The sequence below is a fragment of the Streptomyces sp. NBC_00224 genome (genome assembly GCF_041435195.1).
GTDB lineage: Bacteria > Actinomycetota > Actinomycetes > Streptomycetales > Streptomycetaceae > Streptomyces.
In genome coordinates, this window is record NZ_CP108107.1 from 42,175 (window position 1) to 68,534 (window position 26,360).

A 26,360-nucleotide genomic window follows, 5' to 3' on the forward strand; every position below is an offset into this window, starting at 1 on the left:
CACATGACGCAACAAGGAACGATCACCGTAGAGCGCATCGACGGGTCGGCGGCCGCGCAGGTCGAGGACGCGTTCAGGCTGGTCTACGCCGAGGCATTCGCGGAACCGCCGTACAACGAGACCGCGGACGACGTCGCGGCCGCCTTCCGCCGTTTCGGCTCGCGGACCCGCGAGGGGATCTTCCGCGCCGCTCTGGCCCGTACCGGGGACGGCGAGCCTGTCGGCATGGCGTACGGCTACCCGGTCGGGCCCGACACGGGATGGTGGGACCAGCTGACCGAGGCCGTTCCCGACGACATGCGACGTGAGGACGGACGCCGGACCTTCGGCCTGATGGAACTCGCCGTGCGCGGGCCGTGGCGCGGGCAGGGCGTCGCGCGCCGACTGCACGAGACGCTGACCGACGGCCTGGAGGCCGAGCGCGTACTGCTCAACGTCCACCCGGCCAGCAAGGCCGCGTCGGCCGCCTACCGGGCCTGGGGGTACCGCAAGGTCGGCGAGGGGCACCCCTGGGAGGGGGCGGACCTCCGTGACGTGATGGTGCTCGACCTGCGGTGAACGCCGGGGCCGGGCGTCCCGCGATGAACGGAGCCCCCGGTGACCCCGGGCGCTCCAGAAGGTGGGTCAGCGGCCCCCACCCCGCCGCTCCCGTACATACGCGGCCGCCCACCCCCGCGCCCGCGCGTACCCCGCACACCACCACAGCAGAGGCGCCGCCCGAGTGCCTCGGGCCAGCAGGAAGCGCTGGTTGTGGACGGTGTCGGGGCGCCAGTGGTGTTTGTACGGCTCGTTGCCGCGCAGCAGGCTCAGTACCGTGCGGCCGGTGCCGTCGAGGCGGCGGGTGGACGCGCGCATCAGCATCGCCGCCACGTCCACCTTGCGCTCGCGCAGGGCGGGGTGGGCGCCGTAGAGGTAGCCGCCCGCCAGGGACGGGGACTGGAGGGTGAGGTCGGCGGCGACCACCTCGCCGTCGAGGGTGAATTCAGTCAGGGCCGCCTCCCCCTGCGCCACCATCAGGCGTACCGACCGGGCCAGGTGCTCGGCGAACCGGGGCCGTACGTGCTCCGGGGTCACCCCGCGACCGCTCCACTGCAACCGGTGCAGGGCGAGGAGGGACGCCAGGGCCGTCCCGACCTCCTCGGGAGGGACCTGCCGTTCCTTCACCCCCAGTGCGTCGATCTTGCGGAGTTTCGCCCGGACCCGTTGGGCCGGTTTCGCCGACAGGCGGGTCAGGAGCTCGTCCAGGGGGGCGGCCGGGAGCTCCAGGCAGGCCGAGTCCGGCAGGCGTACCCGCGCGCCCGGCCACAGCTCGTGCAGCCGTTCCGCCGCGCCGCCCGGCCGTACCTCGCGGAGGTCGACGAGCGCGCCCCCCGCCGCCTCCCGCACCGCCGCCACCAGCGCCCGCGCCGCCTCGTCCCGGCAGTCGTCGTCCAGCAGTACGTCCGTGAAGTCGGAGATCGGGCCGCCCAGCGGCACCAGGGTGCGCAGCGGGCGGAAGAGCAGCATCAGCGGGGCCGCCGCGACCAGTTCGCCGCCCCGGCGCACCAGGACGACGCGCAGCCGGCCGGTCACGCCGTACGACGTCCACCACGAGTGCAGCCAGGCGTGGCTCTGGAACGGGGTCGCCGTGCGGCAGCGGCCGTGCAGCCGCCGCCACTCGGGCGCCAGCGCCGCGAACCGGCCGGTGTCCGCGCACACTTCGCCCACCAGGGCGGTGGTCTCCGACGCGACGACCGTCACCGGGCGCCCCCGTACGGCACCCCGGCGGGCAGGGCCGGAGCCGGCACGGGCGCGCTCTCGCGCCGCTTGGGCCGTACGAGCAGGATCAGGCCGCCCGCCAGGCCCCCGGCGCAGCCGCCGACCAGGGCGGTGAGGGAGGCGGGCGCCGACGACGGGTCGACGGGCTTGGCGGCGCGCGAGAACTGGACCAGGCGTACGCCCGTGCTCGACTGCGTGTGCTCGCCGTTGACCGTGAGCGCGCGGGCCACCGCGTTGGCGATGTCGGCGGCTTCGCCCGGCCGGTGCGAGGTGCCCGTGATGGCGATCATCGGCGCGTCCGGTGAGGTCGCCGTCTGCACATTGCGGCGGATCGTGTCGGCGGGCACGCCCGCCCAGGCCTGCGCGTCACCGATCACCGCGACCTGCGTGGCGACCCGCCCGTACGCCTGGGCGAAGCCGAGGGCGGTGGCGGGGTCCGACTTGCCGGTGGGTGTGACCACGACATAGCTGGTCGCGCTGTACTCGGCCGGCCGCACCAGCCCGTACACGCCGCCCGCCGCCGCGGCGAGCAGCGCGCACACGGGCAGCGGCCACCATCTCGGCAGCGGCCGGGTGCCCCGGTGGGACCGCATCGGGCGCCACGCCCTGCGGGATTCGCTCATCGTGCGCTCACTCCTGAGGTGACTGAGGGGTCTGTGGGAACTCGCTGGTTGAGTACGGGAGTCGTGCCGTGCAGGGCCGCCTCGTAGACCGCCGTCAGGCGGGCCGCCGCGGTGGCCACCGTGTAGTGCGCCACCGCCGGGGGCGCGGGCAGGCGCCCACCCGCCGTGGCGCGTACGGCCCGCAGCGCCTCGGTGAAGCCCGCCGCGTCGGCCCGTACCGCGCCCGGCGCCTGGCCGGGGGGCAGGTCGTCGACAGCGGGGCAGGTCGTGTAGACGACCGGGAGGCCCGCCGCCAGGGCCTCCACCACGGCTAGGCCGAACGCCTCGTCGGCGGAGGGGGAGGCGAGGACGTCCATCGCGGCGAGGAGGGTGGGGAGGTCGAGCCCCCCGCCCGTACCGCCGCTCGCGCCTTCGTACGCGCACTCGCCCGCGAAGCACACCCGCCCGGCCACCCCGAGCCGCGCCGCGAGCGCCCGCAGCGCCGCCTCCTGCTCCCCGCCGCCCACAAGCAGCAGATGCGCGCCGGGCAGTTGGGGCAGGTCCCGGACCAGGGTGTCGAAGCGTTTGCCCGCGACCAGGCGGCCGACCCCGCCGACGACGAAGGCGTCCTGCGGCAGCCCCAGGAGGGTGCGCGCCTGGGCCCGTAGGACCGGATCGAAGCGGAAGCGGTCCGCGTCGATGCCGTTGGGGACCACGTGGATGCGGCGGGCGGGCACGCCCCACTCCCGCAGCCGCCGTGCGATCGTCGCGGAGACGGCGACCGTGGAGGTGCCGAGGCGCTCCGACGCCAGATACAGGGCGCGCACTCCGGCGCCGAGCGGGCGGCCCTCGATGGTGGCGGCGCCCAGGGAGTGCTCGGTGGCCACGACCGCGCGCACCCCGGCGAGCCGGGCGGCGGCCCGCCCGTACAGGCAGGCGCGGTAGAGATGGGTGTGGACCAGGTCGTAGCGGCCCTGGCGGATCAGGCGGGTGAGGCGGGGGAGTGCGCTCAGGTCGCGGTTACCGGTCATGCCCAGGTGTCTTACGTTCACCCCGTCGGCGGCCAGGCCTTCGGCGACGGCGCCCGGGTTGGTGAGGGTGACCACCTCGCAGGAGGCGGGCAACTGCCGTACCAGCAGGCGCAGTTGCTGTTCGGCGCCGCCCACGCCGAGGCCGGTGATGACGTGCAGGACTCTCACGGGGCCTCCGGGTCCGGTACGCGTGCGTCGCGCGGCTCGACCGGTTCGGCCGGCTCGACCGGCCCGACCGGTTCGCTCGGTGCGCGCGGCGGGCCGAGCACCGACGGGCGGTCCTCGGGGACGAACCCGGCCCCCGGGCCGTCCCCGGGCGGGCGGCGCCGCCAGCGGTGCAGCCTGCGTTTGAGGTGCAGGCGCAGCGCGGTGTCGCTCTCGCCGATGTGGACGCGCGGCAGGGCGTAACGGCCGGTCAGGGGGCCGGGATTGATGGCGCAGGCGTAGCTGTAGCCGGCCGCGCGCACCGCGTCGAGGGCCCGCTGGTCGACCGTTCCGTACGGGTAGCAGAAGCCCAGCACGTCCCGGCCGGTCAGCTCGCGCAGCAGGGCGCGGCTCTCCTCGGTCTCGCGGCGCAGGGTGTCGTCGTCGACGGTGGTGAGGTCGGTGTGGAGCAGGCCGTGCGAGCCGATCTCCATGCCCCAGGTCAGGGCGCGCCGGATGCCGCGTTCGTCCAGGAGGGGGCGGCGCGGGCCGAGCGGGTCCCAGTCGTTGGCGCCGCCCAGGCGCCCGGGCAGGGCGAACAGGGTGGCGGTGCAGTCGTAGCGGCGCAGCAGCGGCAGCGCCTCCTCGGCGAAGTCGGCGTACCCGTCGTCGAAGGTGAGGCCCACCAGGCGGGTGCCGCCGCCCGCCGCGCGGGCCCGCAGCAGCCGGGCCATGCCGACGCCGAGCAGCCCCCGGGCGCGCAGCCAGCGCAGCTGCCGCTCCAGCCGGCGGGGGGTGACGGTGATGTTGTACGGGTCGTCCGCGCGGGCGTCGGCGCGGGCGCCGACCGAGTGGTACATCGCGGCCCACAGGGCGGGGGTGTCAACGGGCATGCCTCAGCCTTCGGGTGACGGGGCGGGACATCAGACGGAACAGGGCCAGGAGGAGGGCGAGGGGGGCGAAGCCGCGTACCCGCGCGGCGCGGGCCAGGGCGAGGAAGACGGCCACGGCCGCGAGCGCGCCGGTGGCGATCGCGGCGGCCGGGTCGGCGACGCGGGCCGCGCACCACCAGCAGACGGCGGTCGCCCCGGCCCCGGCGGCGGTCAGTTTCAGCAGTTCGCCGCCGACCCGGCCCCGGGCGAGCCCGACCGAGCGGCGGCCGGTCCCGGCGAGCAGCAGCAGGGCGCCGGTGACGATGCCGAGCGCGTTGGCGGCGGCGATGCCGCGCGCCCCCCAGAGGGGCGCGGCCCACGCCCCGGCGGCGGCCGTCACCGCGAGGCACACCAGCATGGTGACGGCCGGGTACCAGGTGGGGCGGGCCGCCGAGAAGTACGAGCGGACCAGGACGCCCACCATGGTCTGGGCGAGCAGGCCCAGCGCGTACACGCGCATCACGGCGGCGGTGGCGGCGGTGTCGGCCGGGCCGAACGCGCCGCGCTGGAACAGCACTTCGACGATCTGCGGGGCGCAGCCGATGACGACGGCGCCGCCGAGCAGCACGATCGCGCCCGCCACCAGCAGGTCGCCCTCGACGCGCCGCCGGGCCAGCTCGGTCTCGCCCGCCGCCAGCGCCCGGGCGACCAGGGGGAAGGTGACCGTGCAGAGCATCAGGGAGAGCACCATCGGCATCTGCGCCACTTTCTGGGCGTAGTTGAGGTGCGAGATGGCCCCGGCGGGCAGCGGGGCCGCGAGGTGGCGCTCGACGAGGGTCTGGCACTGGCGGCTGAGCGCGAAGACGACGACGGGGGCGACCATGGCCAGGCGCAGGGCGCCGGTGGGCTCCTTCGGGGTGGCGGGCTTCTGGGCGGCGGGCTTCTCGGGGCCGGGCAGTGCGCGGGGCGCGGGCAGTGCGCGGGGTCCGGGGCCCGGATGCCGGCCGCGACCCCGGCCGCCGCGCGGGCGTGCGGCGCGCCCCAGCAGCCCGTGCAGCCAACCGTCCCCCCACGGCGCCCCGCGCCGCCGCCGCATCCCGCGCCACAGCGACGGCGCCTGGGCCGCCACCATCAGGCAGCCGCCTGCCGCGACCCCGGCCGCCGCCGCCCGTACGCCCCAGTGGCCGCCGAAGGTGAGCAGCACGGTGATGATGCCGACGTTGTACGCCACGTAGATCGTCGCCGGGGCGAGGAAGCGGCCGTGGCCGCGCAGGGCGGCGCTGCAGTATCCGGCGAGCCCGAAGGTGAGCGCGCAGGTCGAGGTGGCGCGGGTGCAGTCGACGGCAAGCCCCGGCTCGGGCAGCCCGGGGGCGAGCAGCTCCACCAGGGCGGGCGCCGTCGCGATCAGCAGGGCGGCGACCGCCGCCAGCGCCAGCATGAGGCGGGGCAGGGTTGCCGCGACCAGCGCCCGGACCGGGTCGGGGCCGCCGTGCCCGCGCCGCACCGCCGCGAGGCTGAACGCCGGTACGAGCACGAGGGCGAGCCCGTCCTCGATGAGCAGGGTGGCCGCGACCTCCGGCACCGTCCACGCCACCAGGAACGCGTCGGTGCCGGTGTCCGCGCCGAAGACGTGCGCGAACGTCTGGTCGCGCAGCAGCCCGAGCACCGCTCCCGCCACGGTCAGCGCGGCGGTGACGGCGGCCGCCCGGGCCAGGAATCCGCCGGAGGGGGAGTGCGGGCGGTGGTCCGCGGCCTGACGGTCCGTCGGCGCGGGCCCCGGCAACGCAGTACGGGAGGCGTCGCTCATGGCCGTGCGGCCTCTCCGGCGCCGTCCCGGCGTCCCAGCGCCCACCACGCGGCAAGGCCGAGCGCGAAGGCGGTCAGGACGGTGGAGGGGCCGCCGATGTCGCCGTAGAAGAAGTCGACGAGGAGCCAGAGGAGGAGACCGGTGGCGGCGAGGCCGCAGTCCCTGTCCCCGTGGTGGCCCGGGGCCCTGGTCGCCGCGTACAGCCGTCGCAGCGCGCACACCAGCAGTGCCGCCCAGCCTGCCACCAGCGTGCACACCCCCACCAGGCCCTGTTCGCTCAGGACCAGGAGGTACATGTTGTGCGGGGAGAGCAGTGGCTGGCGGCGGAAGGCGGCGCCCGCGCCCGCCGTGTCGCTGCCCGACGACAGGGCGAGCGGGGCGTGGCTGTCGCGGTGGGCCGGGAAGCCCTTGAGGCCGACGCCGGTCAGCGGCGACTCGCGCCACATCCCGGCGGCCGCGCTCCACAGCGTGTACCGGTCGGTGACCGACTGGTCGGGTGCGTCGGCCACTTGCGTGATGCTGGTCAGGCGCTCCTGGAGCAGCGCGGTCCCGACCCCGGCGCCGCCCACCACGACCACGGCGAGCGCGATGGCGGTCACCGCGACGCGCAGGGCCCGCCGTACGCCCGCCAGGAGCAGCAGCACCACGCAGGTGACGGCCGTCGCGATCCAGGCGCCGCGGCTGAACGACAGCGCGAGCGGCAGGAGCAGCAGCCCCGCGCACACCAGCGCGGCCGGGCGCTGGGCGCGGCCCGCGCGGGCGTCGGGGGCGAGCGCGAAGGCGACCGCGGCCACAAGCCCGTACGCGACGACGGTCGCCATGCCCATGATGTCGGAGGCGCCGAAGGTGCCGACCGCGCGGATGTCCTCGCCCATGTACGAGGCGCCGGTCGCGGTGAGGTACTGGTGCACGCCCACCGCGCCCTCGAACAGGGCGAGCGCCACCAGCGCCGCGGTGACCACCGTGAAGTCCCGCCGGTCGCGCACCAGGAGCAGTACCGAGACGGGTACGAGGACGAAGATCTGGAGGTAGCGGGCCATCCCGGCGAGCGCCTCGCCCGGGTCGGCGGCCCCGGCGGCGGCCACCGCGATCCCGGTGGCGGCGACCGCGAACACCCCGGCCGCCGGCCGCGTCAGGGGCCGCGCCCCGGACCGCAGCGACGAGCCGAGCGCGCACAGGACGAGGATGCCGGAGGCGGCGTCCGCGAGCGTTCCGCCCGAGCCCTCGGCGCCCGCGCCGCCCGGCGGCGGCACCGCGAGCAGGACGAGGACGGCGAGCAGGGGGAGGAGGTGTACGTGGCGGCGCACGGCCGCCGTTAAGGCAGGCGGGGCCGTGGTCCGGGGCGTCGCCGCCGTGGTCTGAGCCATCGTCAGCTCCCCGTCGGACGTACCAGGGACGCCGCCGTGCGCAGCAGCACGCACACGTCCTGCCAGGGCGACCAGTGGTCGATGTAGTAATTGTCGTAGCGGGCCCGGTCCTCGATGGAGGTGTCCCCGCGCAGCCCCTCGACCTGGGCGAGGCCGGTGATGCCGACCGGCATCCGGTGGCGGGCCGGGTAGCCGGGGTGGGCCTGGCCGAACTGGGCGACGAAGTAGGGCCGTTCGGGGCGGGGCCCCACCAGGCTCATGTCGCCGCGCACCACGTTCCACAGGTTGAGGAGCTCGTCGAGCGAGGTGAGGCGCATGAGGTGGCCGGTGCGGCTCATCCGCTCGTCGTCGGCGACGCTCCAGCGGGTGGCGGCCTCGTGGGCGTCGGCGGGGCGCAGCGTACGGAACTTGCAGAGCGTGAAGGGGCGCCCGTCGCGTCCCACGCGCTCCTGGCGGAACACCACGCCGGGTCCGTCGCTGGTGCGCAGCAGCACCGCGCACACCGCGAGTACGGGCGCGGCGAGCAGCAGCGTCGGCAGGGCCACGCACAGGTCGAGCAGCCGCTTCACGGCGAACCCGGGACGGCGCAGGCCGGCCGCCCGCACCCGGCGCACGGGGAATCCGGCGAGCTCGGCGCCCCGCACCGCCCCGCCGCCCGCCCCGGGCGCGCGGGTGTCGACGTACCACAGGGCGCAGCCCCAGCCCTCCAGTTGGCGCAGCAGTACGGAGTGGGAGTGGTCGGCGGCGTCCGGGTCGGTGAACAGGATGTCGCGGACGCTGTTCTGGATGATCGCGCGCTGCACCTCCTCGATGGTGCGCAGCACCGGCACCCCGGTCGGCTCGGGCACCGGCTGGAGCACCGGGACCACGACGCCTACGGGCCGGATCCCGCCCTGCGGGCGCCGCCCGACCGCGGCCGTCACCCTCAGCGCCGCCGTCGCCGGGCCCACCACGAGGGCGGAGCGCGGCGAGCGCGCGGCGCGCCGCCTGCGCACCCCGTACGCCCCGGCCCGCACCACCACGCTCACCGCCGTCTGTACGGCGCAGCAGGCGGCAAGCACCGAAAGACCGAGCGCGGGCCCCGGCCGTACGGCCGCGAGCAGGCACCACGCGACGGCCGCCCGGAAGAGGATCGCGGGCACTTCGTCGAGGACGCCGCGCGCCACGGTGATCCCGCCCGGCCGGTACAGCCCGGCGTGCCCGTTCAGGACGAGCACGCACAGCACCAGCGCGGCGGCCGCCGCACGCGGCAGCCCCGCGCCGCCCGCCGCCGCCCCGAGCAGCACGGCGCAGCCGTCCGCGGCCATCAGAACGGTGTCCGTACGGGGCCGGGGCGCGGGCCGCGCGGGCAGCGGCGGCGGGGCGGCGGACGCCCTGCCGGGCCCCGCCACCACCGAAACGGCCCCCGGCGCACCCCCGCCGCCCCGGCGCGGACCCGCCGGGGAAGGAACGCCCCCTCCTGGGGAGGGGACGGTGTTGTCCGCAGTCACTTGATGCCGGCTTCCCTGCACTCGGAGCGCCGGGCGCCGGACAGTTCGCGGTAGAGGTCCGCGATCGCTTCCGCCGTCTGGCGCACATCGTGGGTGGTGGTCACGTGCTGGTGGCCCTGGTCGCCCAGGGCGGTGCGCAGCGGCGCGTTGACGAGCAGCGCGCCGACGGCCCGGGCCAGCGCCTGCGGGCTGTCCGGCGGGACGAGGCAGAACAGCGCGTGCCCGGGCGGCAGGCTCTGCGAGGAGCCGCCCACATCAGTAACGACGACGGGTTTCTGGCAGGCCATCGCCTCCAGGGGCGCCAGTGCCATGCCCTCCCAGCGGGACGGCAGGACGACGACGTCGGCGGCCCGGTACCAGGGGGTGACGTCGTCGACGGCTCCGGCGAACAGCACGGACGGGGGCGCGGTCGCCCGCAGGGCCGCCTCGTCGGGGCCGTCGCCCACCAGGACGAGGCGGGCGGCGGGCAGTTCGGCGGACAGCTCCCGCCAGGCGTCGAGCAGCACGTCCTGGCCTTTTTGGCGGCACAGCCGCCCCACGCACACCACCAGCGGCGCGTCGGCGTCCACCCCTTGGAGCGCGGTGAGTCGCGCGCGCGGGTTCTCGCCGGGTGCGGGCGGACGGTAGCGGTCGAGGTCGACGCCGTTGGGGACGACGACCGCGTCCGTACGGATTCCGGCGCGTTCGCCGGTTGCGCGCTCGCCCTCGCTGACGCAGACCAGCCGCGCGGTCCAGCGCACCGCGGCCCGCTCCCACGCGCGCGAGGCGAGCGCGACGGGGCCGGTGACGGCCTCGAACGACCAGGCGTGCGGCTGGAACACGGTCGGCACCCGCCCGCGCACCGCGAGCCGCGCGGCCACCCCGGCCTTGGCGCTGTGCGCGTGGACCACGTCGGGCCGGACGCGACGGATGAGGCGGGCGGCCCGGAAAGTCTCTCCCAAGAGACTCGGTCCCGGGGCGCGGGTGGCTTCCCAGGTGTACGTGTCGGCGCCGAGCCGGGCCGCCTCCGCGCCCAGGCGCCCCGCGCCCGGGCAGGCCACCGACACCCGCATCCCGCCCAGGAGCTGATCCCGCACCAGATCGGCGACGACCCGGGCCACTCCGCCGTCGACGGGCTGCACGAGGTGCAGGACGTGTACGGGACGGGGTCCGGGTCTGGGTCCGGCTTCGGCTCCGGGGAATTGCGGCTGCACGCGCAGTCACTCCGCTCATCTGAAGGTATTCGTATAAGCGGACCGCCGAACGGGTGTCGTTCCCTCGGGCCGGTCACGGAATTCCGAATTGCTGAGCCGGATGGCCGAGCATCCGGCTTACCGCTGTTTCGCCTGGTCGATGGGTGGGGAGCAACTGTAGCCGCATTCATCGCCGGGGATCGTCATGAATGTGTTTCGGAGTGTCCCATCGGGTGATCATCCGTATCCAATCGTAAACAGCGTCGTTGATGAAGTGCCCTACTTTGGCGTGAAAGGAAAAAGTGATGAATCGAATTGTCAAGTCCGTAGCAATGGTGGGTACGAGCGCCGCCGTCGTGGTGCTCGGCGCCGGTGTCGCGGGTGCCGACAGCCACGCGGACGGCAAGGCGACCCACTCCCCGGGCGTCCTGTCCGGCAACCTCATCCAGGTGCCGGTCCACATCCCGGTCAACGTCTGCGGAAACACCGTGAACGTGATCGGCGTGCTCAACCCCGTCTTCGGCAACACCTGCATCAACCGCTGAGTTCACCCGGTCGGGCCACAACTTGGGGCCTTGGCCTGCGTTGATCGATAGGCCGGGCGACAACGCCCGGTCACAGCCCCACATCAAGAGGAGCGCTTCTTCATGTCGCGTACCGCCAAGGCTCTCGCCCTCTCCGCCGCTGCCGCCGCGGCCGTCGCCGGCGGTGCCGGCGTCGCCGCCGCCGACAGTCACGCGTCGGGCGAGGCGACCCACTCCCCGGGCGTCCTGTCCGGCAACCTGATCCAGGTGCCGGTGCACATCCCGGTCAACGTCTGCGGGAACTCGGTCCAGCTGATCGGCCTGCTGAACCCGGCGTTCGGCAACGTGTGCAAGAACGACTGACGTCCCCTCACGTCAGGCCGTAGGCCCTGCCGTACGCAGACCGCCCTTCCCCCCGCGGGGGAAGGGCGGTTTCGTGCGTTGCGGGGCCTGCGGCGACTGGGCCGTACGGGGTGTGCACGCACGATTGGCCCTACGGTCCGTCAGCTCGCCGCCACCGGTTCTCCCAGTTCAGGGACGTGAGGGTATGTCAGCCGATCACCTGGTGTGATCATCCGGTTGCAGGCGTGTCGCTGCGCACACATGGTGAGGGAAATCTTGTTCCCTCACCGAAGGAGACCCCCTTCCATGCGTGGTCGCGCCTCTCGTCGTATCACCGCAACCGCCGTCTCGGCCGCGATGCTCTTCGGCGTCGCGGGTGCCACGGGCACCGCGATGGCCGCAGAACAGCCCGAGGAGCGGCCGGTGGTGGCCCCGGCCGACGCCGTCCCCCTGCCCCCCGTGCCCGGGCTCGACACGGTGCTTGCTCCGCTCAAGGGGGTCGGCCCGATCGGGCCGGTGCTCGGTGCGGCGACCGAACTGCTCAGCGCGGTGGCCAAGGGCGGTCTGTCCCCCGAGGCGCTCACCAAGCTGGTGGACGCCCTGAAGGACGCGATCGCCAAGCTGCTCGCGGCCACCGCTCCCGCAGCCCCGGCCGCCGCGACGCCCGCGACACCCCCGGCGGCCTCGGTCGTCCCGCCGCTGCCCGTGCCGCTGCCCCTGCCGGCGCTGCCGGGCCTGCCCAAGCTGCCTGTGACGAAGGCGGCCGCGCACGGCGCCCCGGCGGCAGCCGACCCCGTGGCGGATGCCGTGGCCACGCTGCAGAAGGCCGTGGAGCAGCTGGTCAAGGACCTCACCGCCCTCAATCTCACGGGGGTCGTGGCCGATGCCACGGCAGCGGTCGGCGCCCTGCTCAACCTGCTCCTGAGCGCCGTGCTCGGCAGTGGCCTGCCCGGCCTGCCGAAGCTCCCGCTCCCCGAGCTCCCCAAGCTGCCCCTTCCGCTCCCCCTCCCTCTGCCCCTGCCGGTCTCCTGAGCGCACCACCCCGTACCGCAGCACACACACGAAGCGCCGGTCCCGGACAGGACCGGCGCTTCGTGCTGTGCGGCGGCTGCCGGGATACAGCTGCCTGGATGGTGATACGAGGATTCGTTTCGTACGAGTATCTGCGCGGCCCACTTCATACGAGTGGTCCGGCAACAATTTCCCGGCTGCTGGGTTTCCCTCGGGCGGGGAGGTCGTTAGCCAAGAGGAAGCGCGTGACACTTCGAATAGCGCATACAACGAACCGTAAACCGCGACGAAATGTCGCCTCCGGAAGGAATGATGATGAAGCCGATGAAGGTTGCCGCGATCGTCGCCGGTTCCCTGGCAGTGGTGGGGGCCGCGACCCCGGCGTTCGCGTCGAGTGGCTTCGGCGCCCCCGGCATGCCTCCCACCAGCCTCAACGGTGGGCTGGAGGCGCTGGCGGGCCAGGCGCTCGCCGACCCCACGCCGACGATCGTCCAGACGCAGGCCCTTGACCCGAAGTCGAGCGACTCCCTGATCCACACGGTCGGGCAGGCTACGGGAGGACTGAACAATGTCAATGGCCTTCCCCCGGCTGCGGGACTTCTCGGCGGCCTTCCGGTCGGCCACTGATAAATAGCGGCGAATTTCCTTTCGGGGGCGCGGGATAAGATCTCCGGCGGATTTCGGGAATCTCAGGAACGGGAAATTCGGATGTCCGCATGGCGGGCCCGGACAGGGGCGGACTGGGGCGGGCAGGAGACGGCAGGCGGCCGGACAGCGGGCGGGTCGGGGCGCACGGCAATCCGATTCGCCCTAACGAGTGGCCTTTGGTCCTGGTGTCTCCCCGATGTCGCTAGAGTCCCGGCATGACCTCAGCTTCCAGTGCCGTACGCCCTTCCAGGACCGCCCAGTTGGGCACCCTCGCCCTGCTCGCGTGGAGCGGCCCGCACCCCGACGAGGACCGCGACGTGGCCTTCCTCATGGCGTACTCGATGGGTGACGGCGAAGGCGGCCCCGAGGGCGCCGAGGCGGCCGTCCGGGAGCTGCTCGACGAGATCGGCATGCCGGCCGGGACCGTGGGCGACGCCGAGCACGGGGCGACGATGCCGGTGACGCTTCTTCTGGAGGGCGGCCAGGTTTCCCTGACGATGCCTCAGCTCAAGGTCCAGTGCGTCACGCCCCCGGAGTGGATGCAGGCCGCGCAGGCCGAGGACGCCGCGCACTTCATCTTCGCCACCCGCGCCTGGCCCGAGGCGGTCCCGGGCCGACCGGTCACCGAGGAGCTGCTGCGGGCGTTCGTGGGCGAGGAGGAGACGCTCACCAGCGCGGGCCACTGCGTCCTTCCGGTCCGCCGCCTGCGCAAGTAGTTCCCGCCGGGCCCCCGGGCGTACGGAAACGGCGTGTGCCGCGGACGGTGAAGTCCGCGGCGCACGCCGTTCTCATGTGCGGACCGGGTGGGAACTAGAGCACCCCGAACAGCAGGCCGAGAAGGCCGCCGTGCTGGCCGTAGCGGCCGTCGTGGTCGTCACGACCGTCGTGGCCGTAGCTGCCATGGTTGTCGTAGCGGCCGTGTTCCCGGTGGTCCTTGTCCTTGTCCTTGCACTTCTCGCCGTACCCGCACGAAAGTGCCGCCGATGCCGGGGTACGGGCCGTCGGGGGCGCTGCCTGGGCGGCGCCGGCGACCGGAAGGATCGCCACGGCGGACAGGGCGGCGGCTACAGCTATCTGACGAAACGTCATCTTCGGTGTCTCCTGATGTGATGAACACGGACACCAAGGACGCTAATCCGACAAATCTCACTTGTCGCGCTGAGCAAGCACGCGGCTACTGCATGTGAGTGGCGAGGGCTGGCGGCCCGTCAGAAGCCGACCGCGCGAAGAGGCGAGAGGCGCAAGGGTCGGGGGCAAAGGGCCGGGGAGGCCGGGGAGCAAAGACCAAGGCCCCGGAAGCGCGTTGGCCTCCGGGACCCCAGTAGGCGTTCATTCTCCTCTGCCCTACCCGCACCAACGACCGGCCGCCGGGAAGGTCACGGCCACCCGCCGGATCCGACACCAAGTGAGCAACCAGGGCCGGAACGGTTTCGGGGCGGCCTCGTTGTCCCGAATGCCCCCTTGTGCATGATCAGCCCCGGGCTGTAAGTGATCAGCCCCGGGGCAGAACGGAGACCCGTGTGATCACCGAAGACCCGGTGCCGCGGCGGCGCCCCGGCCTCAAGCGCCTTCGCCTGCCGCGCCCCGGCGCGCTGTGGCCCGGCCACCCCCCGTGGACGGCCCCCGCCTCCACCCGGCGCGGAGTGCTGCGCGGCCTGTTCACCCTGACGGTCGTCAGCTTCACCGGCGGCACCCTCGCCCGTATCAACGCCGCCCCCGCCGCCGAGGCCGACCCGGCCGATCCGGCTGATCCGGCCGGGCTCTGGCGCGACAGCGGTGGCGAGGCGTTCGCCGACCGCGCCGGCCTGCCCACCGCGTTCGACGAGACCTACCGGGGCCGCCGCATCCAGGGCCGCACGGTCCTCGCCGACATGCACGCGCAGGCGGTGGCGGCGGCGGCCGGCCGGGCCCCCGACCGCCCGCCCGGCACCCTCGCGGCGATCCCGCACCCGGGGCCGGGCGGCAACAGCGCGGCCGGAGCCGGGTTCGAGGCCCTCATCGACGGCCGCCATCTGCACCTGATGCGCCGCGCCGACGGCACGTACATCAGCTCGGTGGACCACTACACCTCGTACGCGACGCCGCTGGAGGCCGTCCGTGCGGCGGTCGATGTGCTGGGCCCCGCCCGTCTGGCCGCCGCCCCGGTCCACGGCAAGTGACGCCCCGCACCCGACAGGCCAGGTGAGACAACCCGCATGGTGTACATCCGCAAGAACCAGAAGAACCTCACGAAGGCCGAGAAGCGGGCCTTCGTCAACGCCGTCCTGGAGCTCAAGCGCCGGGGCAAGTACGACCGGTTCGTCCGCACGCACATCGAGTACTTCGTCGGCGACGGGGACGAAGGGCTGCGCGTCGCCCACATGGCGCCCTCCTTCCTGCCCTGGCACCGCCGCTTCCTGCTCGACTTCGAACGGGAGCTGCGCGCGGTCAACCCCCGCGTCACCGTCCCGTACTGGGACTGGACCCGCGACAACTCCCCTTCGTCGTCGCTGTGGGCCGAGGACTTCATGGGCGGCACCGGCCGCGGCGAGGACTTCCAGGTGATGACCGGGCCCTTCGCCCACCGGCACGGCAAGTGGAAGATCGAGGCCGGGGTGACCGAGGACCCCTTCCTCACCCGCGACCTCGGCAACGCCCTCGGCCGCGGCAACCAGCTCGACCTGCCGCCGCGCGAGGACCTCAACCGGGCGCTCGCCGACTCCGTCTACGACGTCGAGCCCTGGAACTCCCTGAGCCCCACCGGCTTCCGCAACAAGATGGAGGGCTGGACGGACGGCGCCGGCACCGACAAACTGCGCCTCCACAACCGCGTCCACCGCTGGATCGGCGGCACCATGATCGGCGGCGGCGCCGTCAACGACCCGGTCTTCTGGCTCCACCACGCCTTCGTCGACCTCATCTGGTCCCGCTGGCAGACCCGCCACACCAAGTCGGGCTACCGCCCGGCCCAGCCGCCCGGCTCCGACGATCCCCAGCACGGCCGCGTCGCCGCCCTCAAGGAGCGGATGCCACCGTGGAACACCACCCCGGCGGCGCTCCTGGACCACCGCAAGATCTACAAGTACGCGGACTGACCGCTCGGCGCATACGCGTACGGCCCCCGGGAAACCCGGGGGCCGTACGTGAACGAACCGTCGTCGACGGAGGGGCTCAGCGCCCGTAGCCTCCGTGGTGGCCGCTCTCGTTCTCGCAGTGGTTGCCGAACACCGGGTTCAGCAGGCCGATCACGTTGATGGTGTTGCCGCACACGTTGACCGGCACGTGGACCGGAACCTGGATCAGGTTGCCGGACAGCACACCCGGGGAGTGCGACGCATTGCCGTGCGCCCCAGCGTCGGCCGTGGCCATGCCGGCACCGCTAAGCGCCACCGCACCCGTTCCGGCGAGGACGGCGACGGTCTTCGCGATACGAGACATCAAGTTCTCCTTGTTCGTTCCAACGCTTCAGGGCCCCCGACGGCCGACGGCCACCGCGAAGCCGCAGTTGCCATGGCTAAACGCGCCCGGCGTGCAGAAGTAACGGAGGTTTACTGCGTCTGCTGGTGGCGGGCCACGCGTCGGCTCAGCGCCAGCACGGCTCCACCGGTGATGAGCAGCGTGCCGCCGGCCGCGCCGAGGACGAGCGGCAGGCTGTCGCTGCCGGTGTCCGCCATCTGCGGCGGCTTGCTCTCCTGGGGCGGCTTGCCCTGGTGCGGCGGCTGGTTGTCACCCGGAGGGGTGGTGTGGCCGGGCGGGGTGGTGTGGTCCGGAGTCCCCGGGTGGGTCGGCTTGGTGTGGGTGGGAGTGGGGTGCGGGTGGGGGTGCGGGTGGGGGTGTTTGGTCGGCGTGTGCGACGGCTTGGGGTGGTGCGGGGGGTGGTGAGGGTGCTTGGAGGGGTGGTGCGGGGACGGTTGGTGGTGGGAGGGGTGCGGGCGGGGGGTGTCGCCGCTGTGCTCATGGCCGTAGTCGTCGCCGTGGTCGTCAGCGGTGCCGTTGTCGTGCCCGTGTCCGTGTCCGTGCCCGTAGCCGGGGCGGTCGTGGTCGTCGCGGGCGTAACCGTCGTGGTCGTCGCGCGGGCCTGATGCGGAGTCAGCGCCGCTGGCGGCCTGGGAGTCGGCCCGGGAATCAGCCTGGGGGTCAGCCTGGGCGGCGAACGGGGCCGACGCCGCGCCCGGCGGCGTGGAGGAGCGTTCCCCGACGGGATCGCCACTGGCCGCGGCCGCGCTGTACGCCGTACCCAGCGTGGTGATGAGGCCTGCCACCAGGGCGGCCCGTGCGACAGAACCAGAGATGTTGTGCATGCCGAACAAACCCTTCGACGGGAATGCGGGGAGAAAGACCAGATGGTCATAGGAATACTCCGGGCATCGCGGGAAGGGCCGTATCCGCGGGCGTGTCCGTACGGGAGGGGGTGCGCGGCAACCCGTCTAGCGCAAGTCGGATGATCTGTTCGGGTCTACGGGGCTGTGGGCCTACGGGTTTATGGGCGTGGTCCCACCCGGTCTCACTTGGAGGCGAACGCACACCGCTGTGCGCGTACGCGGTTGTCGAAATTGGAATGCCCGAGATCCGGCACGCCCACGGCACGCAGGGCGAGCGGGCGGCTCAGCAGTTCGCGCAGCAGGGCTTTGATCTCGACGCGGGCGAGATGGGCGCCGAGACAGTAATGGGGCCCGCCGCCCCCGTACCCCAGATGGGGATTGGGCCGCCGGGTGATGTCGAAGGCGTCCGGGCGGTCGAACACGGCCTCGTCGCGATTGGCGGAGGCGTAAAGCAGCATGACCCGGTCCCCGGGCACAAAGGCCTGCCCGCCCAGAGTATGAGGACGGATCACATGCCGCCGGAATTGAATGATGGGAGTGGAGACGCGGACGATTTCGTCGACGGCGCCGTCGGCGTACCGCTCGAAGTCGGAGGTGAGCAGTTCGCGCTGCTCGGGGTGGTCGGTGAGCAGGGCGAGCGCGTGCGCGATGGCGTTACGGGTGGTCTCGACGCCGGCGACCATGAGCAGCGAGAAGAAGGAGCCCAGCTGGCGGGTGCTGAGGGCCTGCCCGTCGACGTCGGCGCTGACCAGGGCGGAGATGAGGTCCCCGGTGGGCCGCCGGCGCCGCTCACGCCCGAGCGCGGCGACGGTGAGCTGCATCCGGCCCAGCGCCCGCAGTCCGCGCCCGGGCACCCGGATGCGGGCCCGCAGCGTACGGGCGACCCCGGCGTTCTCGGAGGCCCGGTCGACCTGGCGGGCGATCTCCACCCGGCCCGGCTCGGGCACGCCGAGCATGTCGCAGATGACCTCGAAGGCCATGCGCGAGGCCGCGGCGGAGACGAACTCGTCGGCCCCGGTGGCCACGAGGTCGTCGACGATACGGGCGGCGAGGTCCCGGATCCCGCTCTCGGCGTCGGCGAGGACGCGGGGGGTGAAGGCCCGCGAGACCACGCGCCGCAGCTGGGCGTGGCGCGGCCCGTCCAGGTTGACCATGGAGTCCCCGAACACCCCCCGCACCCAGCGGGGCGGCTCGGGGGACGTGGCACCGGGCGCGCTGGCGAACACGTCGGCCATCCGGCTGGCCTCGACGACGTCGGCGTGCCGTACGAGCGCGTAGAACCCGCGCTCGGGCCGCCGCCTCCCGGCCGCGGCCCGCTCTACGAAGTAGGCGGGCCGGTCCAACTGCCGCAGCAGGGCGAAGGCTTCGAGGCGGCGCTCGCGGGGGAGTGTCCAGAACCGCGGATCGGCGAGATCGAATTCGACACCGTCCGTGTGATTCATACGATCCGTACTACTCGCACTACCCGTACCAACGGACAATGTCCCACCCGCCACTAAGTCGCACAAAATGGAAGTCCGCCCCCGGGTGATCCCCGAGGGCGGAAAGATCGGGCAAGGGGAAATGGGACTCCCCTGAAACTGCCCGCGAACTCAACTGACCAGGTCGTGCCCGGCCTTGGCGGCGTCAGTCCCGGCCTTCACGGCATCCCCGACTGCCTTGACCCGCTTGTTCAGATTGGGCCCGACAATCCCTTCGGCCACGGGCTTCGCCTTCTGCCCGGCGACGGAGGCCGTCTGTGCGGCGCTGCTGATGGTCCGGCCGAGGTCAAACGCCTGAGCAGAAGGTGCCACTGCAGCCACCAACGCCGACCCTGCCACCACAGTACTGAGAACTCGACATACATTCATGCCCGTACAACGCAATAGGCACGAAGAAGGCACGCCCGCGCGATGGGCGTGCAATGCCCTGCCTTTTGCGTATCCGTCGGGCGTGTGGCGGTCTTTGCCGGTCAGCCGACGGTGATCTCCAGGCCGGTTGCCGTGACCCGTACGGATACGGCGGTGAGGTCGGCGACGGTTGCGTCCGCGTCGAGTTCGTGGGCCTGGTGGGTTCTGGTGAGGGCGATCGTCTTCATTCCGGCGGCCCGGCCCGAGGTGAGGCCGGCGGGGGCGTCCTCGACGACCACGCAGCGGGCCGGGGCGACGCCCAGCCGCTCGGCGGCCAGCAGGAACGGCTCGGGGTGGGGCTTGTGGTGGGTGATGTCGTCGACCGTGACCAGGTGTGCGGGGCGGATGCCGACCTGGGCGAGACGGGCCTCGGCCACGCGCCGGGTGCCGGACGTCACCACGGCCCAGCGGTCCGGCGGGAGCGCGGCGAGGAGTTCGGGCGCGCCCGGGACGGCCACGACGCCGCCTGCGACCGCGTCCGCGACCTCGGCGTCCTCCAGCCGGGCCACGGCCTCGGCGACCTGCGCGGCGGGCAGCAGCTCGGCCACGATCGCGGCGGCCGGCCTGCCGTGCACCTCGACGCGGGCGACGTCCTCAAGGGTCATGCCGTACGCCGCGGCCCACCCGGTCCACGCCCGTACGACCGAGCGCATGCTGGAGACGAGCGTCTCGTCGCTGTCGAACAGGATGGCGTCGGCTGAGAATTGCATGATCGGTGAGCGTAGTCGGTGGGTTGGCGCAGGTCGGTCCGGCCCCGGGTTCGGCGGGCCGGGCCGGGCCGACCTGCGGTTGTCCGCCGTCAGGCGTCCGCGACCGTGATCTCCAGTTCGCTCAGGCGGGCCGGTTCCGCGATGACGTCGATCTCCGTGATCGCGTCGTCGGCGAAGGTGAAGCGGAGTGCCACGCGCAGGCGGCCGTACGGGGCCATGGTGAGGCCGGGGGTTCCGTCGACCAGGGCCACGCCGGTGAAGCGGGCGCGGCCGATCGCGGCCATCGCGGCCTTGGCGACCGTGACGGCGCCGCCGAGGAAGATGGGCTCGGGGGAGGGGACGACCGCCTTGTCGGCGCGCAGGACCACGTCGGGGTGGAGCAGTGTGACCAGGGCTTCGAAGTTCCCCTCGCGGGTGGCGGCCAGGAAGGCCTGGGCTACCTGGCGGCGGCGGGCCAGGTCGGGGGCGGGTGCGGTGGTCCCGCCCTTGACCCGTCGGCGTGCGCGGCTGGCCAGTTGGCGGGCGGTGGCCGGGGTCCGCTCGATCATCGGGGCGATCTGGTCGAAGGGCACGGCGAACATGTCGTGCAGGACGAACGCGAGCCGTTCCGCCGGGGAGAGCGTGTCGAGTACGACGAGCAGCGCGTGCCCGACCGAGTCGGCCATGACCGCTTCCTGCTCGGGGTCGGGCCGCCCCTCCTCCTGGTCGGGGCCGCCGGTGTCGGCGTCGGGGGTCACCTCGTCCAGCGGGTCCTCGCCGCGGGTGCGGCGGGTGCGGAGCATGTTCAGGCACACCCGCGCCACGACCGTCGTCAGCCACCCGCCGAGGTTCTCGACGTCGCTGATGTCGGCGCGGCTGGCGCGCAGCCAGGCGTCCTGCAGGGCGTCCTCGGCCTCGCTGAGCGAGCCGAGCATCCGGTAGGCCACCGACCGCAGATGGGTCCGGTCCTGCTCGAAACGGTCCGTCAGTGTCTGTGTCTGCGCCGGTGTTTGCGCCTGCGCCTGCGTCTGTGGCTCCGCTATGTGCTCGTCCATTGGCCCCATTCCTCCGGTCACATTCCTCACGCGCGGTGTGTCCAGAGAAGTAGATCACCGCTTACCTGCTCATCTTCTACGAAACGAATTGAGGAGCAGCAGCGATGGCGTCAACGATCCTGGTCACCGGTGGCACCGGCACGCTCGGCGGTCATGTCGTCCCGCTCCTGCTCGACGCGGGCCACCACGTACGCGTGCTCAGCCGCCACGGTCGCGAGGACGGCGGCGGTGTCGAGTACGTCGCCGCCGACCTGCTGCGGCCCGAGGGGCTCGGGCTCGCGGTCGACGGCGCCGACGTCGTCCTGCACCTCGCGGGCGGTCCCAAAGGTGACGACGAGGCGACCACCAACCTTGTACGGGTCGCCTCCGACGTCGGGGTGCGGCACCTCGTGTACGTCTCCGTCATCGGCGCGGACCGCGTCCCGCTGGGCTGGTTCGGGGCGAAGCTGGCGGCCGAGCAGGCGGTGAGGCTGTCCGGCATTCCGTGGTCGGGGCTGCGCGCGGCCCAGTTCTACGACCTGATCCTGCTGATGGCGCAGAAGATGACCAAGCTGCCGGTCGTCCCCGTTCCGGCGGGCCTGCGCTTCCAGCCGGTCGACTCGCGTGACGTGGCGGCCCGGCTGGTGGAGCTGACCCTGGGCGAGCCGTCCGGGCAGGCGCCCGACCTGGCTGGGCCGAAGACGTACGGGATGGGGGACCTGATCCGTACGTATCTCCAGGCGCGCGGCACGCGTCGGCTGCTGGTTCCGGTGCCCCTGCCGGGCAAGGCGGGGCGCGCCTACCGGGCGGGCGAGAACCTCTGCCTGGACGGCACGGCCACGCTGGGCGAGCGCACCTGGGAGGCGTTCCTCGCCGAGCGACTGGGGTAGTCCTTATTCCTCGGTTCCATGCGGTTTTCGCATCGCTGGTTGGTAGGGTGGGGTCTATGGGAGGACTGGGGCTTGAGGAGTCGCTGCGGTTGACCGTGGCGGCGCTGATGCAGGCGACGGGCGAGTCGCAGCGGGACCTGGCCGTGGTGCTGGGTCTGACGCAGACTCAGGTGTCGCGGCGTCAGGCGGGCACCACGGCGTGGAGCCTGCGCGACTGTGATGTGCTGGCCGCGCACTATGGGATCGGTTCTCTGGAGCTGTTGGCAGGGCCGACGCGGGCGTGTGAGGCGCGGGCGCTGCGGACGGGCGAGAACGTGAACGTGAACGGGAACGTGAAGGACGGGGTGGCGGGACGGTGAGCGACTTCGACGCGATCGACTCGCTGCTCGCCTCGGTCGGGCCCGAGGCCGTGCTCCCGGCGCCCGAGCAGCGCCTGCGGCTGCGCGAGGCCGCCCGCCTCTCGAAGGCGCAGGTCGCCCGCGCGCTCGGTGTCAGCCCGTCGACGGTCACGGGGTGGGAGACGGGCCGTGACCCGTCGGGCGAGGTGCGTACGCGGTACGCGTATCTGCTGGAGGGGGTGCGGGAGCGGCTGGAGGAGTACGAACCGGAGTCTGAACCGGGGTCTGAACCGGGGTCTGAACCTGTAGTCGAACCTGAGCCTGAACCGGTGGATGCGGATGAGGCCGGGGACGATGTCGAGTTGCTCGGTGCGCCCGAGCCGTGCGTGCTGTGTGGGCGGCCGGCCCGGCAGCGGGTGGCGGGGTTCGCGCAGCATCTGGATCCGGCGGAGTGCGAGGAGGCGGGGCAGACGGCTTCGGCTCCGGCGGCTTCGGTTCCGGAGGCTGTGGTCTCGGAGGCCCCGGCCCCGGCGGTCCCGGCCCGTACGGAGAAGGCGGCCGCCCCAGCCCGTACGGAATCGTCGAGGCCTGCCACGTCCGCGACCGCTCCGGCCGGGTCCCCCAAACCCCCCACCCGCCGGGCCTTCCAGCCTCCCCGTCCCGAGCCCTCCGACCTCGTCACCCAGGCTGTGCGCGGGGCCCTCGCCGAGCATCACGGGGACATCGAGGCGGCCACCGCCGCGCTGGTCAAGCGGGCGATCCCGGACGCGATGCGGCTGCTGGACGAGTCGCGCAAGGGCGCGCGTTACGACATCATCGCCCACCCCTGGATCCCGGACGTGCTGCGCAAGCAGACGGCCAAGGGTGCCGACCAGATCTGGGAGGCGCGCCCCAAATGGACGCGGCGCGAGCTGCCGCCGGGTGAGCACGAGGTGACGGCGCTCGACATCAACGGCGCGTACCTGTCGGCCCTGAAGACGCATCTGCCGCTGGGGCAGTTGGAGCACTCCACCGGGTTCGCGCACGACCGGCGCCGGGCGGGCGTACACCTGATCACGCCGCCGGCGTGGGAGCACGAGGACGTACTGCCGAACCCGATCGGCAACCGCGACGAGCCCGGCCCGCTGTGGGTGACCGAGCCGACCCTGCGCCTGCTGCAACGGCTGTCGGGCCCGAAGTACGGTTTGTGCGAACCCCCGGAGATCCACGAGTCGTTCACGTCCGGGGCGACGGAGAACCTCCTGGAGAAGTTCCGTATCGCCCTCAAGGACGCCCGTGACGCGGCGATCACGGACGGGGACGAGGTGACGCTGGAGTACGTGAAGGCGATGTACTCCAAGTTCGTCTCCACGATGGGGGAGTCGAACTACAACCGTGAGCTGTACCGTCCGGACTGGATGCACATCATCCGCTCCCAGGCGTTCGCCAACCTCTGGATGAAGGCGTACAAGGCGCACGACGAGGGTTTGGCGGTGGTACGGGCGATGGGCACCGACGAACTCCATGTGATCGGCGACTGGCGCGGGGTGTTCGCGGAGGGCCGGGGCGTGACGGAGGTCAAGGTCAAGGACACGTATACCGCCGGCGCTGTTGCTGTCGCTGAGGGTGTGGAGGACTGAAGTGCCGGAGCAGAGCCATGAGTTCGGCAAGTACGGGGCGCGCGGCATCAAGGGCAGCGAGGCCGTGTCCCGGGTCCTGGACGGGCTGGCGGGCGGCATCGCGACGCCGGTCACGGTCAAGCGAGGGTTGATGGCGCGGTTGCACTATCTGACGCGTACGCCGCATGCGTGGGCGGCGGCGCGGGAGGCGGGGCTCACGGTCACCGACCGTACGGTCAAGGCGTGGCTGGCGGGCGTCCGTAACCCGACGGCGGCGAACCTGGAGCGGATCGACGCGGCGTACTGGACGGTCCGCCGCCACAACGTGGCCCGCCATCTGCTGCGCCGCCTCAACTCGGCGGGGGGCACGCGGGTGGAGCTGCACCCCCTCAACCAGTCCCAGGTGCCGCGTCCGCGGCAGCGGGTGGTGGAGTACCGGGCCCTGAACGTACGGCGGTGGGACCGCATCGTTGAGGCGTGGGCGGAGGCGGATGCGGAGGCGTTGGACGGGGCGTGGACGGATGTCATCGAGGACTTGGGGTCGCAGTGGGGGCAGTACGAGTACGTGACGAATGTGGGGTTTGCGGCGTGAGGCTGCGCGCCCGCTGCTCGGCTCACTTGGTCTCTGTGCGCTCGTAGAGCGGGTGTCGTGTCGGTGCCGAGGGTCCATTCCGCGTGCCGGATCACGGACCTCATGGCGTCCGCTCCGGCGTCGGCGTCTGGCGCAGTCTGTTCTGCCCGAGGGCGACGAGGTCGACGACGGCTTGGGCCGCGCATACGCTGCCGACGGCGGTTGGTGGCAGGGTCCAGTGCGGGCCGGGGCGTGCGGTGAGGTCGAGGCGGGGTACTCCCAGCCAGGTTCCGGGCCGTAGGCACTCGACGTCCGGCACCTGCCAGTGGGTGTGGGTGCCCGGTGGGACGAGTGCGTAGTACCAGACGCCGATGCCGTACGCGTCGTGGATGACGGCCCCGTTCTTCAGGGCCTCGGTGAGGTATGCGGCGACGGCGTCCGGGTCTTGGCTGCCTGCGGCCGCGTGGACGACGGGGGCGGGCAGGCGGATGGCGTCGAACTGCTCGCCGGTCGGCACGAGGGCGATACCCACGTCGAACTCCCGCCGGGCCTGGGCGGGTACGTGGTGTGTGGAGGCGAGCCAGTTGGTGATGGCTGTGGCGGCTTGGGTCATCACGGCGTGATCACCTCGGCGTGCAGGCCGACGCGGCAGTCCTCCGTGGTCGCGCGGGCGGGGGCGGCTAGCGGGGCTGGTTCCAAGGCCCCGCCGTCCAGTACCTCACTGGCCCCGGCCACCCCGGCGCAGCCACGGTGCGCGTAGCTCGTGTGGGCGCCGCCGGAGTTGGTGACGAACATGCGGGTGACGACGTCCGCGCCCATCTCGTGGCACACCTCGCAGCGCCGGTACCGCGCCGGGTCGTCCGGCCGGCGGTTGAGCGCGTCCTCGATGCCGGTCGCCTGCAGGCGGGTGCCTGTGGCGGAAGGGTTTGTGGGCGGGGTGGACATGTCGCCTCGTCTCCTCGGGGATGGGGAGACGGTAGGGGCTGGGGCGGTGCACACCATGAACTGAGAGTTCGCATGAACTCTCAGTTCATGTCAGTCCCGCCCTCGCTGCGAGGCCGTCGACCTGGTCCCGGTACGTGGGCCGGGCTCTTCTACGCAGGTCGGCAAGGAGATCGAGGGCGGCTGGGCTGCGAGCCAGGTCCTCGGTGGAAAGTTCCTCCAGGCGCAGGAGGTGGACGAGAGTCGCGGCGTCTTCGTGCCGCATGGCGTAGCAGCGCGCCACTTCAAGGGTGAACGTGAATGCCCTTTCGCGGCTGGGGAGTTGGCGGGTGTCAATGCTGTCGGCCACACGCAGCGCTTCCCCGGCCTCCCCGGCGAGCATCTCGATGCTCAGCGCGTGCAGAGCGACGTTGGTAGGGCCGAACACCGTGTGCTGAACGTTCCCCTCACCCGCGCGGTCACCGAGGCCGCGCGCCTGGTTGGTGAGTCGGTCGCGGGCTCTCCACCACTGGCGGCGACGGGCGGAGGCGACGACGGCGACGAGTTGGAGAGCCCCGGCCATGGCGCGGGCTTCGCGGGTCTCTTTGCCTCGGCTGAGGGTCTCGATGGCGGAGAGTGCGATGTCGGCGGCTTCTTCCACGGCGCCTTCGTGCGGGTCGGACAGCATGACGTGGCCCATGTTCCAGCTGGCTGCCGCGATACGGATGGGATCGTCGGCATCTTCGGCGGCGCGCAGAGCCCGGTCGGCGACCATGAGGGCGAGGTCGTTGCGGCCGGTGCGGCGGCAGTAGGAGCGTGTCAATCCGTAGAGGTCAGCGGCAGTACGCAGGACGTCGCGCCGTGCCGGGGCGTCGGTTCCGAGACGGCGTGCGCGAGTGGCGTGCTCGACCTCTCCGATCAGTCGAGGGAGCACAGTGGCGATTTCCGTGAAGCGTGTCTTGGACGTCTGCCAGATCCGCCAGGCCGCCTCGACGGCATCGCGGAGTTCCGCGGCCGGGATGACGTCGCGGGAGCGTGGCGGCCCGTAGCCCATGAGGGCTTGGGCGATGGCGGGTGCGACGGTCAGCGGGGCTGCTTGTTCGGGCGTGTCGACCTCGGTGAGGAGCGCGCTGACGGGGACTCCGAGTTCGGCGGCGATGCGGACGAGGACGCCATGGGAGGGGATGCGCTGACCGCCCTCGATGTAGGCGAGGTAGCGCTCGCTGATGCCGCAGAGCCCGGCGACGGCGGCTCGCGTGCGGTTGCCGTTCTCTCGGCGGTAGTACACGATCCGCTCACCGACGGGCAGCCTCGGTGAGTCCATAGTGGTCAGCGTAGGGCGAGAAACGGTGTTCGGGCAC

At 72.9% G+C, this 26,360-nt stretch carries 29 protein-coding genes and 1 pseudogene; 12 read left to right on the forward strand and 18 right to left on the reverse strand.

All coding sequences use genetic code 11. The features are described 5' to 3' along the window. Positions 1 to 3 precede the first annotated feature (3 nt). Positions 4 to 558, forward strand: a complete 555-nt coding sequence (locus OG965_RS40175; protein WP_331723593.1) for a GNAT family N-acetyltransferase — start codon at positions 4 to 6, stop codon at positions 556 to 558. Between the two features lie 66 nt (positions 559 to 624). On the opposite strand, the gene OG965_RS40180 is transcribed toward OG965_RS40175, so the two are convergent. The 8 genes and pseudogenes from OG965_RS40180 to OG965_RS40215 form a co-directional block, all read right to left on the reverse strand. Then, on the reverse strand, positions 625 to 1,740 hold the full coding sequence (locus tag OG965_RS40180) for a GNAT family N-acetyltransferase (protein ID WP_371657204.1): 1,116 nt from the start codon (positions 1,738 to 1,740) through the stop codon (positions 625 to 627). Next, on the reverse strand, positions 1,737 to 2,381 hold the full coding sequence (locus OG965_RS40185) for a lipopolysaccharide biosynthesis protein (protein ID WP_331723594.1): 645 nt from the start codon (positions 2,379 to 2,381) through the stop codon (positions 1,737 to 1,739). The genes OG965_RS40180 and OG965_RS40185 overlap by 4 nt, the downstream gene beginning before the upstream one ends. After that, positions 2,378 to 3,559, reverse strand: a complete 1,182-nt coding sequence (locus tag OG965_RS40190) for a glycosyltransferase (RefSeq protein WP_331723595.1) — start codon at positions 3,557 to 3,559, stop codon at positions 2,378 to 2,380. Before OG965_RS40190 ends, OG965_RS40185 begins: the two co-directional genes overlap by 4 nt. Before the next feature lie 149 nt (positions 3,560 to 3,708). Next, positions 3,709 to 4,395, reverse strand: a pseudogene (locus OG965_RS40195) (polysaccharide deacetylase family protein); the annotation flags it as partial. 22 nt (positions 4,396 to 4,417) lie between these two features. Then, positions 4,418 to 6,214 (reverse strand): lipid II flippase MurJ, encoded by a 1,797-nt coding sequence (gene murJ / locus OG965_RS40200; RefSeq protein WP_331723596.1) that lies wholly within the window; start codon positions 6,212 to 6,214, stop codon positions 4,418 to 4,420. Further along, positions 6,211 to 7,581 carry an O-antigen ligase family protein gene (locus tag OG965_RS40205; RefSeq protein WP_331723597.1) on the reverse strand — a complete coding sequence of 457 codons (1,371 nt, stop codon included), beginning with the start codon at positions 7,579 to 7,581 and terminating at the stop codon, positions 6,211 to 6,213. The genes murJ and OG965_RS40205 overlap by 4 nt, the downstream gene beginning before the upstream one ends. Before the next feature lie 2 nt (positions 7,582 to 7,583). After that, complete coding sequence (locus tag OG965_RS40210; RefSeq protein ID WP_371657205.1) at positions 7,584 to 9,071, reverse strand: exopolysaccharide biosynthesis polyprenyl glycosylphosphotransferase; 1,488 nt, start codon at positions 9,069 to 9,071, stop codon at positions 7,584 to 7,586. Beyond that, positions 9,068 to 10,192 carry a glycosyltransferase family 4 protein gene (locus tag OG965_RS40215; protein ID WP_371657206.1) on the reverse strand — a complete coding sequence of 375 codons (1,125 nt, stop codon included), beginning with the start codon at positions 10,190 to 10,192 and terminating at the stop codon, positions 9,068 to 9,070. The genes OG965_RS40210 and OG965_RS40215 overlap by 4 nt, the downstream gene beginning before the upstream one ends. 356 nt (positions 10,193 to 10,548) lie before the next feature. Between OG965_RS40215 and OG965_RS40220 the strand changes: the two genes are divergently transcribed. The 5 genes from OG965_RS40220 (at position 10,549) to OG965_RS40240 (ending at position 13,484) form a co-directional block, all read left to right on the forward strand. Next, positions 10,549 to 10,788 (forward strand): chaplin, encoded by a 240-nt coding sequence (locus tag OG965_RS40220; RefSeq protein WP_331723600.1) that lies wholly within the window; start codon positions 10,549 to 10,551, stop codon positions 10,786 to 10,788. Between the two features lie 102 nt (positions 10,789 to 10,890). Continuing rightward, positions 10,891 to 11,130, forward strand: coding sequence for a chaplin (locus OG965_RS40225; RefSeq protein WP_331723601.1), 240 nt, complete (start codon positions 10,891 to 10,893; stop codon positions 11,128 to 11,130). A 285-nt stretch (positions 11,131 to 11,415) separates the two neighbouring features. Next, positions 11,416 to 12,141 carry a hypothetical protein gene (locus OG965_RS40230; RefSeq protein ID WP_331723602.1) on the forward strand — a complete coding sequence of 242 codons (726 nt, stop codon included), beginning with the start codon at positions 11,416 to 11,418 and terminating at the stop codon, positions 12,139 to 12,141. Between the two features lie 294 nt (positions 12,142 to 12,435). Next, positions 12,436 to 12,747 carry a hypothetical protein gene (locus OG965_RS40235; protein WP_331723603.1) on the forward strand — a complete coding sequence of 104 codons (312 nt, stop codon included), beginning with the start codon at positions 12,436 to 12,438 and terminating at the stop codon, positions 12,745 to 12,747. Between the two features lie 236 nt (positions 12,748 to 12,983). Then, complete coding sequence (locus tag OG965_RS40240) at positions 12,984 to 13,484, forward strand: DUF5949 family protein (RefSeq protein ID WP_331723604.1); 501 nt, start codon at positions 12,984 to 12,986, stop codon at positions 13,482 to 13,484. Positions 13,485 to 13,578: 94 nt separating this feature from the next. On the opposite strand, the gene OG965_RS40245 is transcribed toward OG965_RS40240, so the two are convergent. After that, a complete protein-coding gene (locus tag OG965_RS40245; protein ID WP_331723605.1) occupies positions 13,579 to 13,857 on the reverse strand; it encodes a hypothetical protein in 279 nt (92 codons plus the stop codon). Positions 13,858 to 14,288: 431 nt separating this feature from the next. Here OG965_RS40245 and OG965_RS40250 point away from each other — a divergent pair, with 431 nt between their 5' ends. Together OG965_RS40250 and OG965_RS40255 are read left to right on the forward strand one after the other, a co-directional pair. Further along, on the forward strand, positions 14,289 to 14,927 hold the full coding sequence (locus OG965_RS40250) for a tyrosinase family oxidase copper chaperone (protein WP_331723606.1): 639 nt from the start codon (positions 14,289 to 14,291) through the stop codon (positions 14,925 to 14,927). 36 nt (positions 14,928 to 14,963) lie between these two features. Then, positions 14,964 to 15,842 (forward strand): tyrosinase family protein, encoded by an 879-nt coding sequence (locus tag OG965_RS40255; protein WP_331723607.1) that lies wholly within the window; start codon positions 14,964 to 14,966, stop codon positions 15,840 to 15,842. A 76-nt stretch (positions 15,843 to 15,918) separates the two neighbouring features. Here the strand turns inward: OG965_RS40255 and OG965_RS40260 are convergent, their stop codons facing one another. The 6 genes from OG965_RS40260 to OG965_RS40285 all read right to left on the reverse strand — a co-directional run bounded on the left by OG965_RS40260 (position 15,919) and on the right by OG965_RS40285 (position 20,702). Next, entirely contained in the window at positions 15,919 to 16,185 is a 267-nt protein-coding gene (locus OG965_RS40260) for a chaplin (RefSeq protein WP_331723608.1), read from the reverse strand. Positions 16,186 to 16,295: 110 nt separating this feature from the next. Continuing rightward, on the reverse strand, positions 16,296 to 17,048 hold the full coding sequence (locus tag OG965_RS40265) for a hypothetical protein (RefSeq protein WP_331723609.1): 753 nt from the start codon (positions 17,046 to 17,048) through the stop codon (positions 16,296 to 16,298). Positions 17,049 to 17,251: 203 nt separating this feature from the next. Next, on the reverse strand, positions 17,252 to 18,511 hold the full coding sequence (locus OG965_RS40270) for a cytochrome P450 (protein ID WP_331723610.1): 1,260 nt from the start codon (positions 18,509 to 18,511) through the stop codon (positions 17,252 to 17,254). A 150-nt stretch (positions 18,512 to 18,661) separates the two neighbouring features. After that, the gene (locus OG965_RS40275) at positions 18,662 to 18,871 is read right to left on the reverse strand and encodes a hypothetical protein (protein ID WP_371657207.1); all 210 of its coding nucleotides are present in this window, start codon (positions 18,869 to 18,871) and stop codon (positions 18,662 to 18,664) included. Between the two features lie 149 nt (positions 18,872 to 19,020). After that, positions 19,021 to 19,668: an HAD-IA family hydrolase gene (locus tag OG965_RS40280; RefSeq protein ID WP_331723612.1), complete on the reverse strand. Its 648-nt coding sequence runs from the start codon at positions 19,666 to 19,668 to the stop codon at positions 19,021 to 19,023. An 89-nt stretch (positions 19,669 to 19,757) separates the two neighbouring features. After that, positions 19,758 to 20,702 (reverse strand): sigma-70 family RNA polymerase sigma factor, encoded by a 945-nt coding sequence (locus OG965_RS40285; RefSeq protein WP_331723613.1) that lies wholly within the window; start codon positions 20,700 to 20,702, stop codon positions 19,758 to 19,760. 104 nt (positions 20,703 to 20,806) lie between these two features. Between OG965_RS40285 and OG965_RS40290 the strand changes: the two genes are divergently transcribed. The 4 genes from OG965_RS40290 to OG965_RS40305 are packed head-to-tail and all read left to right on the forward strand — an operon-like array spanning position 20,807 to position 24,099. Further along, positions 20,807 to 21,571 carry an SDR family oxidoreductase gene (locus OG965_RS40290; RefSeq protein WP_331723614.1) on the forward strand — a complete coding sequence of 255 codons (765 nt, stop codon included), beginning with the start codon at positions 20,807 to 20,809 and terminating at the stop codon, positions 21,569 to 21,571. Between the two features lie 56 nt (positions 21,572 to 21,627). Further along, the gene (locus OG965_RS40295; protein WP_331723615.1) at positions 21,628 to 21,930 is read left to right on the forward strand and encodes an XRE family transcriptional regulator; all 303 of its coding nucleotides are present in this window, start codon (positions 21,628 to 21,630) and stop codon (positions 21,928 to 21,930) included. Then, positions 21,927 to 23,528, forward strand: a complete 1,602-nt coding sequence (locus tag OG965_RS40300) for a helix-turn-helix domain-containing protein (protein ID WP_331723616.1) — start codon at positions 21,927 to 21,929, stop codon at positions 23,526 to 23,528. The genes OG965_RS40295 and OG965_RS40300 overlap by 4 nt, the downstream gene beginning before the upstream one ends. 1 nt (position 23,529) lies before the next feature. Beyond that, positions 23,530 to 24,099 carry a transcriptional regulator gene (locus tag OG965_RS40305; protein WP_331723743.1) on the forward strand — a complete coding sequence of 190 codons (570 nt, stop codon included), beginning with the start codon at positions 23,530 to 23,532 and terminating at the stop codon, positions 24,097 to 24,099. 100 nt (positions 24,100 to 24,199) lie between these two features. On the opposite strand, the gene OG965_RS40310 is transcribed toward OG965_RS40305, so the two are convergent. The 3 genes from OG965_RS40310 to OG965_RS40320 form a co-directional block, all read right to left on the reverse strand. After that, positions 24,200 to 24,691: a hypothetical protein gene (locus OG965_RS40310; protein ID WP_371657208.1), complete on the reverse strand. Its 492-nt coding sequence runs from the start codon at positions 24,689 to 24,691 to the stop codon at positions 24,200 to 24,202. Then, positions 24,691 to 25,023 carry a hypothetical protein gene (locus OG965_RS40315; RefSeq protein ID WP_331723618.1) on the reverse strand — a complete coding sequence of 111 codons (333 nt, stop codon included), beginning with the start codon at positions 25,021 to 25,023 and terminating at the stop codon, positions 24,691 to 24,693. The genes OG965_RS40310 and OG965_RS40315 overlap by 1 nt, the downstream gene beginning before the upstream one ends. Before the next feature lie 85 nt (positions 25,024 to 25,108). Continuing rightward, positions 25,109 to 26,323 (reverse strand): helix-turn-helix transcriptional regulator, encoded by a 1,215-nt coding sequence (locus OG965_RS40320; RefSeq protein WP_331723619.1) that lies wholly within the window; start codon positions 26,321 to 26,323, stop codon positions 25,109 to 25,111. Between the last annotated feature and the right edge of the window lie 37 nt (positions 26,324 to 26,360).